General features: G+C 69.3%; 4 protein-coding genes and 1 pseudogene. 3 read left to right on the forward strand and 2 right to left on the reverse strand.

Annotation, left to right across the window (positions count from 1 at the left end; translation table 11 throughout):
* Nucleotides 1–781 precede the first annotated feature (781 nt).
* On the reverse strand, nucleotides 782–1,468 hold the full coding sequence (locus ACFXHB_RS43715) for a hypothetical protein (protein ID WP_380582647.1): 687 nt from the start codon (nucleotides 1,466–1,468) through the stop codon (nucleotides 782–784).
* A 566-nt stretch (nucleotides 1,469–2,034) separates the two neighbouring features.
* Nucleotides 2,035–6,741 carry a ricin-type beta-trefoil lectin domain protein gene (locus ACFXHB_RS43720; protein WP_380582649.1) on the reverse strand — a complete coding sequence of 1,569 codons (4,707 nt, stop codon included), beginning with the start codon at nucleotides 6,739–6,741 and terminating at the stop codon, nucleotides 2,035–2,037.
* A 609-nt stretch (nucleotides 6,742–7,350) separates the two neighbouring features.
* On the opposite strand from ACFXHB_RS43720, the gene ACFXHB_RS43725 reads away from it, so the two are divergent.
* The 3 genes and pseudogenes from ACFXHB_RS43725 to ACFXHB_RS43735 all read left to right on the forward strand — a co-directional run.
* The gene (locus tag ACFXHB_RS43725; protein ID WP_380582651.1) at nucleotides 7,351–7,536 is read left to right on the forward strand and encodes a hypothetical protein; all 186 of its coding nucleotides are present in this window, start codon (nucleotides 7,351–7,353) and stop codon (nucleotides 7,534–7,536) included.
* Between the two features lie 97 nt (nucleotides 7,537–7,633).
* Nucleotides 7,634–7,828: a hypothetical protein gene (locus tag ACFXHB_RS43730; RefSeq protein ID WP_380582652.1), complete on the forward strand. Its 195-nt coding sequence runs from the start codon at nucleotides 7,634–7,636 to the stop codon at nucleotides 7,826–7,828.
* A gap of 163 nt (nucleotides 7,829–7,991) precedes the next feature.
* A pseudogene (locus ACFXHB_RS43735) lies at nucleotides 7,992–8,419 on the forward strand (hypothetical protein); the annotation flags it as partial.

Raw genomic sequence — 8,419 nt, forward strand, 5'->3', positions numbered from 1 at the left:
CCGCCGCCCGTCTCCCCCCCCCCCCCCCCGCGGGGCGCGGGGCGGGCCGACGGGCCGGCGAGGCCGGGCCGCCACCGGCGCTGACCGGGGGCGTCGGCCGCCACAGGCGACGGCCACACCCGCAGGAGCGGACGCGGAAGACCTTCTGACACCGGGCTGTTGTTCCTGCTGGTCACGCCCGGTCGATTTTCGGGCCGAGAATTGGATAGAATCGGGAAGTAGCCGTTGGCCGCGGGCCTTCGGAAGTGGAGCCAGGTGACCTGGGGCAGACCGGGAGCCTGGCTCGGCGCTTTCCCGGGACCTGTCAGCAGCCGGTGACGACCTGGAAGTCCAGGACATCGTCACCCAGCGTGGCCCGATACTCTCCCCGGCCCAGCTGCTCGAAGCGACAGGCGCCCGCCACGACATCGGCCACCCACAGCAGGGGCTCGATCCCGCCGTGAACGTGTTCGATCCGTAGGGCGCTGCCCTTGGGCAGGGCGTGCCGGGCGGTGGTCGAGATGGGTGTTGTCCCTGACCTCCGCGAAACCCGATAGGTTGTCGACGAGGGCCTTGTACGGCTGCTGCCGGTAAGCGCGAGTGGCAAAGGCGAAATCCGGGGCACGGAGCGAACCGTACAATCGACGGGAATCCGCCAGAACCGGGCTTTAAAATCTCTTTCCCGTCGCACGAACCTTGCGCTGCGGCTTGTCGCCCCATGCTTGCGGGCCGACGCCGATGTTCCGGCTGCGCGTCACCCTGCCCTGCCGACCATGTGAACCTCACGACGCGGGCATTGAGTTCAGTAGGGCGCCCCGGTATAAATGTCGATCTCATTTCCCTTTGAGTCAAATGCCATCATGTAGCCCACGAGGCCCGGAGAGACCGAAGTGTAGTCCGGCCGATGTCTTATTTCGCCCGGGTGGGTCGGCGGCCCCTTGAAAACTATGGTCAGGGTCTCTCCCGGCTCGATCTCATAAAGAGCTCCCATCGGCTCGAAGACCACAGTCAGGCAGTCGGATTCCACTGCCAAGACTGTCCGCTCCTCTACCCATGAAGCTTCTCGAGCCAGCCGCCTTTCGTAGCGTCGATTGCGAATCCAAGAGAACATGTGGCCATGATGCCTCAAGACGGAGGTTTTGCCAAGACCGACCCTCGCAAAACACCATGCAATTGATTCCCCCACCTCTCCTTCCACTTCGCCTATCCGGACAATCGAATCCCCCAAGGCTAGATACAATGTTGTCGCAACGATCGGGCGCTTAGCCATATCGCGCAGGAGATCCCTAGCCGGGGCATACCGACACTCGCCGATCGCCATGACCATTTGATACTGCGTTTCCCACGTCCGAACATCCTTGATCTCACGCTCAAGCGCCCTGAAGATTTGGGGCCCGACTGTCGGGTCAGCGATCTTCCGAAGCTTTTTCGCCGCACCCCTTCTTCGCGCAGATGATTTGTCTTCAAGTCGCTCGATCGCTTCGCGCACCAGTTCCTCGTCTGCCGTGTGACACCTCCGGCATCATTCCGCACTGCAAGGGGCAAATATACGGCACTGGGGTGTGGCCCATTGGGCCACACCCCAGCCAGCCATGATGGCTACTTCTGCGCAAGTATGCGCAATCCTATCGAACCAACTGCTTCGCCACTCCTCGAGAGTCATCTGTGGCTGCTCCACTCGCCAGGCACCGCCCCTCGCCAATGCGTCGGACCACGGTCAACAGCCGTCCGTTCAGGCGGGTGTCCAGGGCCTGCTCGCGCCGCGCGCTGCGAGTGCGCCGGACAGCCTGCTCGGGCAGGCGGTGGGCGAGAACACCCAGTAGGACCTCGTGGGTTGCGGGGCCCAGTCGATCCGCCGCCACCCATCGCCCGCGCACCACGACGCCGCCAACCTGGCCCTCGACCTCACCGTTCGTCTCGAAGCGGCGCGTCAGCGCAGCGTCGGTCCACGCCTCGGCCCGCTCCAGCTCCTCCTTCAGCGACGGTGCCCCGACATCGTCGGCAGCGAGTGGAGGAGCGGTCCTCCCGCGCCGGTGTCGTCGTCCTCTTCGTCCGTCACTGGCCCGGCGGGAGCTTCACGGTAGGCGTCCCTGCGACGTTCCGGCCGTCGGCGCCGGCCATGTCGTACGGGCCGCCCGCGCCGCGGGTCAGCGGGACCTCGTAGACGACCTTGGTCGCGATCTCGCCGTTGACCTGGTCCTTGGTGCCGGGTGCGAGCGTCGCGCGGCGGACCCGCAGCAGGCGGCCGGGGTCCTGGTCGGTGGCGGCCTTGCCGTAGTCGAGGTTCCACGCCAGCTCGCCGGCGGCGGCGATCCGGGTGACGCGGCCGTCGGTGTCGTAGGTGTAGGTGGTCTTCAGGGGCTGGGCCAGGCGCGGGTCCCAGACCTGGGCGATGCGGCCCTTGTCGTCGTACGCGTAGTGCGTGACCTCGACGGCCTCCTGCTGGGAGGTCGCCGGGTTCCACGACCACACCTTCACGCCCCGCACCCGGTCGAGGTAGTCCCCGGGGGTGGTGGCGGTGGCGGTGGTGGCCTTGGCGTACTCGTACTCCATGACCTCGCAGCCGCGCGGCAGCGGGTTCACGGTGCAGTGGTTGAGGTCGTCGACGCCCGGCTCGACGGTCGGGATGACGCGCTTGACGAGGGAGCGGCCGTCGGTGGTGTCGTACTGGTAGCGGGTGGTCGAGGCGGCCTCCGGGCCACTCTCGCTGACGACCTGGTAGATGGAGGAGCCGGCCTGACGGGCGAACACGGTCTTCGAGCCGTCCAGGTCGGACAGCTCGTAGGTGGTGCCGGCGGTCTGCACGTCCCAGACCTGGTTCGGGCCGCGCCAGCAGGTCCAGATGGTGCCGCCCTGGTAGGCGTCCAGGCACTTGGACGACTGCTGGTTGACGATCTGGCCGTCGGCCAGGACCTCCCACCTCTGGTTGGTACCGGCGTTGCAGTCCCACAGCGTCATCCGGGTGTTGTCCGCGGTCACGCCCCAGGGGTTGTCCAGGCACTTGCCCAGGATCTGCAGGCGCTGCTGGTCGTCGCGGGTCCACTGCTGGTTGGCGCCGCCGGTGCACGGCGCCGCCTGCAGGTTTGTGCCGTTGCCGGCCACGCCGTTGGGGACCTCCAGGCACTGCCCGGTGGCGCCGAGCACGATCGCTCCGGCGGTGGCCGGCACGGCCTTGAGCGAGAGCGACTCCGCGCCGGGCTCGGGGAAGAGGGTGCCGTCGGTGCCCTTGGCGAAGGTGAGTGCGGTGTCGTCGTTGCCCTTGATCTCGACGAGGTCGGACTGCGGGAACGACAGGGAGCGGTAGTCCGACCCGGTGCCGGCGTCGGGGCCGCCGGCCCACTGCGGGCCGAAGGGTGCGACGATCTCCTTCAGGGACAGGTCGTCGAGGAAGACCTCCTTGTCCGGTGCGGCGAAGCCGTTGACGATGCGGAACCAGGCCTCGGTGGCGTCCTTGGGGACGACCATGTCGACGGTCAGCTGCTGCCAGCCGTCCGTGAACGACGCCTTGGGGGACGGCACGTTGCCGTAGCCGGCCGGGGTGCGGTGCACGCCCAGAAGGCGCAGGCCGATGTCGGGGCGGTCGGGGTTGAGGCCGGTGGCGGCGGGGACGTAGATCCAGCCGGTCAGGCGGTAGGTGCGGCCCGGCTTCATGCCGTGGGAGAGGCTGTAGCCGGGGCCGATCTCCGTGTAGGAGTCCGGGTTGCCGGTGGGCTTGATTAGCAGGGCGTCGGTGGAGCTGTCGTGGCCGCGGACGGTCGAGCGGGTGAGCGTGGCGGGGCCGGGGGTGAAGCCGGTGGTGTCGGTGCCGATCTGGCGCTGGCCCAGGGTCAGGCGTTCGCCCTGCGGCTGCCAGCCGCGCCCGAGGTCGCGCGAGGACGCGGTGCGGGTCACCGACATGCCGAACTCGTTGGCGTCGGTGACGTCGGTGGAGTAGTCGCCGGTGAGCAGGTTCACCGAGCCCGGACCGATACCGGTGCCGGCCGCGCCGTCGGCGTTGCGGTCCACCGTCAGGGTGTTCCACACCGTGGTGTAGCCGCTGCCCGAGCCGTCCTCGGGGAACAGCACGGCCCGCACCTGCACCACGCCGCCGACGTTGCCGAGGGTGTCGAGGACGTTCCAGTTGGCGTGGGTACCGAGGTCGGCCAGACGCGGCTTGTCCTCGGTCACGGCCGTATTGTCGGCCTTGGCAAGGTTGGTACGGGGCACGTTGTACTCGGTCGCGCCCGGACCGCGGCGGTACTGGTAGACCACCCGCTTGAACTGCGACTGCGCGTCGACCGACAGTTTGACGCGTTTGGCGGCCTGCGTGCCGTTCACCGGCGAGCTCATGCCCGCCCGACCGACCTGGAAGGTGTGGGTGACGGGCGGGGAGAGGTTGCCCGCCCGGTCCTTGGACTGCACACTCAGCACCCGCCGGCCCTCGGTGGTGGGTGTGATGGTCGTGGTGAGTGAGGCGGTGGTGGGCAGGGTGACGGGTGCGGCGCCGTCCAGGGTGTAGACGTAGGCGGCGAGATCACCGGTGCCGGCGGCCGGGGTGATGGTGAACGCCCCGGGCTGGCCGGCCGCGCCGTGCCACAGTCCGTCCGCCGGGTAGTCGGCGGAGGTGACGGTCGGCGCAGCGGGCTTCGTGGTGTCGGCGATGACGTTGGTGCCGACCCAGGCGGAACGGGACTTGCCGTCGTCGAGCATGGCCCAGATCGCGTACTGCACACCCTCGTCGAGCCTGGTGATGCCGTAGTCGGACGGGCGGACGGTGGCGATCGCTCCGTTCGGGGTGTCCCGGACGACGGTGCCCAGGTAGGTGCTCTCGCGCCACAGGTCGAGGTAGACCTTCAGCGGGTCGCCGTCCACGTCGGCGGCCTGCACCTGGAACCGCGGGTTCGCGTCCGGGGTGTAGGCCGGGCTGCCCGGCTGGGACGGCTGCACCTGGACCGCGGCCGGGGTCGCCGGCACGGAGTTGTAGGTGATCGAGAGGAACGGCGGAGCGCCGCCCTCGGCCGAGCTGAACCGCTTCCAGGACAGGGGGCTGGACTCGTCCGCCGCCTTCAGGCCGATGCCGTAGTCCGCGACGTTGTGCGACGCGAAGTACCGGATCATGTCGGTGACGTCGGCCTTCGCCCACACGGAGCCGTCACCGGCCGTGCAGTGGTGCTGGTCGTCCGGGTCCTCGTCGAAGGTGTCGTTCGACGTCGTCCACTTCTGGCCCCACACCGGCTGGTCGTTCCAGCGGGTCCACCAGGCCGCGCCGCCCGCGTTCCACACCTCCCACTGCTTCGCGATGCAGGACGACGAGTGGTAGTTGTACAGGTTCAGCGTGGCTCCGAGGATCTGCTTCCCGTTGAACTCACCCCCCGGGACCGTCAGGAACGAGCGCGCCACGACCGAGCCGTTGTAGCTGCCCAGCTTCAGGTCACCCGACGACGAGGCGTCGACGTTCTCATCGCTCTGCACGTACGTGTCGTAGGTGCTCAGGATGTCGATCACCGGGTCGATGGTGACCGGGTACCGCGTCTTGGTGTCCGCCAGGAAGGCCGCGTCCGGGGTGAACACCAGCTCGGTGTCCGAGCCCCGGCCGCGCACCTCCATCTTCACCGGTGCCCGGTGCAGGTGCTCCAGCGACGCCTGGTCGACCGCGGCGTCCCACATCACGGGCGCCGGGATCTTCACCGCCGGCTTGCCCGAAGCGTCCAGCAGCTGGATCGAACCGTCCGTCTGCGGCACCACCGTCAGGCCGGTGGTGTCCAGCGGGAGCGTCAGCGTGCCCGCCTGGGACACGGCCGAACGATCCTTGACCACCAGGAACTGCTCGAAACCGGTGCGCGTGGCCTGCAGGACCAGATCGACGCCCGGGCGGGCGTCGACGTAGGTGGCCCTACTGCCCTCCAACTTCGGCTTCGGCAGCCTGCCCAGCCAGCCGAACCTCAACTGCTGATCCCCCGAACCGACCGCCACCAACTCACGCTCGACCGGCCGCGCCGGCGCCGGATCGGCCGCCGGGGCCGCAGCCCGTACGGCCCCCCGGGAAGCTCGCTCCGCGCTCACGCTCGTCATCGGAGAGGGAGCCAGGGACGGGGACCGGGACGGGGACGGGGACGGAGCCAGGGACGGGGAAGCCGACAGCCCGGGCGACGGCGAGGCGGGCGCAACGGGCCTCGCCGTACCGGCCGGGGAAGCCGGCGCGGTCGAGGGAGCGGCGGCGGTCGGGGACGCCGGGCCGGGAGCTGCCGTGGCCGGGGCCGACGGGCTCGGCGAGGGCGAGGCGGCGGGATTTGACGCGGTCGTACCTGGAAGGCTGTCCCCCACCGTCACCCCGGCGTCCCCGCCCTCGAAGACGAGGCCCTCGGGGTGGGCCTTCGGTGCGACCTTGCCGTCCGCCGTCCGCACCAGCGTGGTGTCCACCGGGACCCACGCTTCACCGATCCTCATCCGAATCGGCCCGGTCGACCTGTCCGCGGTGAGCGTGCCGTCGGGGTTCGCCCACAGCGTCGCCGTCTCGGTACGGGCCCCGGTCACCTCGACCCGGTGGCCCTGCAACCGCGCCGACAACAGCGCCGACGCCTCGTCGGGTGCCTCGTCGCCCTTCGGAGCGGGAGCCGGAGCAGGGGCGGGAACCGCCGAGGCAGGCACCGGGGCGAGCGCGTCCAGCGCCACCCCCGTCTGGACCAGCAGCCCCAGCGTCAGAAGGCCGGATATCCGGCGCAGCTTGCGCGTCGAGAAGGCCCCACCCGCGAACGCGGGCGAGGCCTGGAACCGTCGTGACATCAAGTCTCTTTCAATGTGGAGTCAAGAGTGTGCAAAAGCCGAATCCAAGTTCGGCGCGCACCAACCTCCCATCCGCCACCGACCCTCGGACGCCGGCCGCCATTGCGATCAACTAACGAAATGATGATCAACCGTCAGAAGTGCGGGCCTTCATGACCACCATCACCACCTCGAGCAGAGCCCAGTCCCCCCAGCTACCGCCACCGGGCCCTGCCTGCGGGAGTTTGAGCGGCAGGGTACTGACAGCGGCGTCGGAGAGTGAGTAGGCATGGAAAGGGCCCTTGGGGCCCGGGTCCGGCGGCAGCCGGACTTTCATGACTGGCGCAGTGAGCTCCGACAGCATCGGGCCAGCAGGCCGACATGGGTGTCCGGCCTGGGCGGTGACAGCGGCACGGGCAGTCAGCCCGCCGGAGGCCAGCGTCAGCCGACAAGCAGCGTCAACCTCGAGCCTGGGTGTCGGCCGGGCCGGTGGGGGGAGGACACTGGTACCGGACCCCGCCCGTAGGAGAGCTTCCGGAGGAACGGTGAGCGCAGCGCCCCTGCACGGCCACCACGGCGACCCCCGGCCCATCGCCCGTACCCAGGACGGCGTCGCCGCGGGCGCAGCGGATGGAGTTCTACCGTGAGATGGGGGAGGCCGATGTCGAGACGATCGGCGGCGTTCTGAAGCGGTGGTGGCTGCGCGCGGAGCTGTACCGCGACCAGGAGGGCGACCGTATCCACGCCGCCGTCCAAGCCGGCTTTGCTCCCGGTACCTCCGCCTCCGCGGTCCTGCGTCGCCTCCAGGCCCGGTGAACCACCACCCCGAGGGTCCCGGCGACGACGAGGACGACCGCTCACCCTCTCTCCGGCCGTCCAGGAAGTTCTCGAAGACCCCAACACGTCGGCCAGCGTGTTCTCCGCCCTGGTTGCGTTCCTCGTCGATGTCCGCGAGGACCCCTTTCCCGATCTGAGTCTGCCGGTACCCGGTCGGCCCGGCATGCACTCCGCGCTGCTGCTCTGGGATCTGGGACTGGTGGAGTACGCGGTGAACGAGCACACGGACCCGCCGCGCATCTACGTCTCCCGGGTCCTGCGGACTGACTGATCGTTGGCGTACGGGATGGCCGGAGTCGTCCGGGGGGGGTGCCGGGGTGGAGGACGTCGTTGCTGTGCCCCGGTGCCGGGCATGTGCCGATCCGGCGAAGCTACGGCCGCCGGCCCCACCCAGGGGACCTGCCAGACAGCGCCGCCGTCGCGGCGGTGGGCACGTGACCTGGAACTGGGAGTACCTGCCCGGCGAGCAGCACGTCACCGCCGGCGCCTCGGCTGGCCTCCTCCCCGTCGTCGAACAGCGGGCCGCCGAACTCGTCCGCGTCGCCGAAGCGCCCTGCCCGGACGGCACTGCCCCGCAGGGGACCGACACTGCTGACACTCCCCAGTCCGCTGAGGCGGCCTCGTTATATCAGGGCAGCAACGCTCTGCTGGGCCAGCGAGGCAATGGCAACAAGGCCAGGGACGCCACCACATCGCTGGAGGACGGAGTTCATGAAGGCCCTCAACGTCGTGGGGTTGCGCTCCGAGCTTCGCAACTCCTGCACAACGATGGCGAGTTCATCGAGGCAGGCCTGCGGGTCTTCGAGTTCGGTGTGATGAGCTTCGATTGCCTCATGGAGTTGCTGGACACGCTGACGTGCTT

The sequence above is a fragment of the Kitasatospora sp. NPDC059327 genome, from assembly GCF_042752535.1.
In the GTDB taxonomy this organism is placed as follows: domain Bacteria; phylum Actinomycetota; class Actinomycetes; order Streptomycetales; family Streptomycetaceae; genus Kitasatospora.